Genomic DNA, 1504 nt, shown 5'->3' on the forward strand with positions numbered 1-1504 from the left:
GGTTTTATAGAGTTATGGGGGATGGAAACAGTTATTGCTAATAAATTATCAAAGAAGTTATCAAAAGAGGAAAGGAAAATAAAGTGAAAAAAGAATGTAAGGATTGTGGAGCTGAACTGACCATACCGGAGGACGCGATGGTTGGAGAAATCATTACATGTCCAGACTGCGGCACCGACTTTGAGATTGTATCAAAGACTCAGAATAGTGTAGAGATGAAACAAGCCGAATCAGTCGGGGAAGACTGGGGACAATAGTTGAATACAATATGCATAATATATGACAAACTAAGATTTGAAGAAAAAAAAATATACAGCAAGGTTAAAGAAAAAGGATTAGACGCAACATTAGTAGACGGGAAATTATTAACATTTGATACCGAATCAAGTAAACAGAATCTTTCGTTTGGCGATATTATATTACAGCGAGTTATAAGCCATAACAGGGGCTTACATTTAACTTACTGTCTGGAACAAATAGGCTTCTCTGTTGTAAATACATTCAATGTCGGCGAAATTTGCGGGAACAAGCTAATCACCTCTATGGTTTTGAAAAAGAATAATGTGCCAACTCCCAAAACTACTTTTGCCTTTAGTACGGAATCAGCAAGAGAGTGTATGAAAAATCTTGGATATCCGCTGGTAGTTAAACCAATTATGGGTTCATGGGGACGTGGTGTTTACCAAATAAAAGATCAATCAATGGCGGAAATGTTGTTGGATTCAAGACAAGATAACGATAATTCATTTTCTAGAATCTACTATTTCCAGGAATTAGTTGATCGTCCTTCGCGTGATATTAGATGCATTGTGATAGGAGATCAAATAGTAGCCTCAGTGTATAGATACTCTTCAGAAAATGAATGGAGAACAAATGTAGCTGTTGGTGGCAGAACAGAAGAGGCCCCAATGACAGCAGAATTACAAGAAATTGTCCTAAAAGCTTCAAGCGCTGTAGGAGGCGGAATCTTGGGAGTAGATCTCATGGAAGATAAACAAAGAGGCTATTTGGTGCATGAGCTGAACAATACTGTAGAATTTAGAGGAGCATCGACCGTATGTAAGTCTGACATAGCCGGAGCAATTACAGACTATTTGGTAAAATTATCCACAAAGTAAAATTGTGTTATATTAAAAATACTCTAGAACTGCCAGCCGCACAGCCAGTTGCTACGGGTTGGATAACAAAATTCATAAGATGTCGTAGTAGTAATTTCGGTAAAGGAAGAAATTGAAATGAAAGTAGGAGTAATCGGTGCTTCGGGATATGTTGGTGGTGAACTCTTACGGCTGCTAGTAGTTCATCCGGATGTTGAATTAAGTGTTTTAACCTCTAGGCAGAACGCAGGAGAGTACGTCCACAGAATACATCCCAGTCTGAAAGGTTTCATAAATCTAAAATTCTCGTCGATGGAATTGGACAAATTAACAAAACAATGTGATTTGATATTTGTATCTGTTCCTCATGGTAACGCATTAAACATAGTCAAGGAATTATACAGTAC

At 37.7% G+C, this 1504-nt stretch carries 2 protein-coding genes and 1 pseudogene; all 3 read left to right on the forward strand.

The window, feature by feature from the left end; translation table 11 throughout:
* The first annotated feature begins 83 nt into the window (after positions 1-83).
* Positions 84-257 carry an alpha-aminoadipate/glutamate carrier protein LysW/ArgW gene (gene lysW/argW, locus VIP81_RS33830; protein ID WP_414649441.1) on the forward strand — a complete coding sequence of 58 codons (174 nt, stop codon included), beginning with the start codon at positions 84-86 and terminating at the stop codon, positions 255-257.
* Positions 258-1118, forward strand: a complete 861-nt coding sequence (gene lysX, locus VIP81_RS31875) for a lysine biosynthesis protein LysX (RefSeq protein WP_331971725.1) — start codon at positions 258-260, stop codon at positions 1116-1118. It begins immediately after the preceding gene.
* 117 nt (positions 1119-1235) lie between these two features.
* Positions 1236-1504, forward strand: a pseudogene (locus tag VIP81_RS31880) (N-acetyl-gamma-glutamyl-phosphate reductase); the annotation flags it as partial.

Origin of the sequence: Chitinophaga sp., assembly GCF_036566945.1 — a bacterium.
Lineage (GTDB): Bacteria > Bacteroidota > Bacteroidia > Chitinophagales > Chitinophagaceae > Chitinophaga.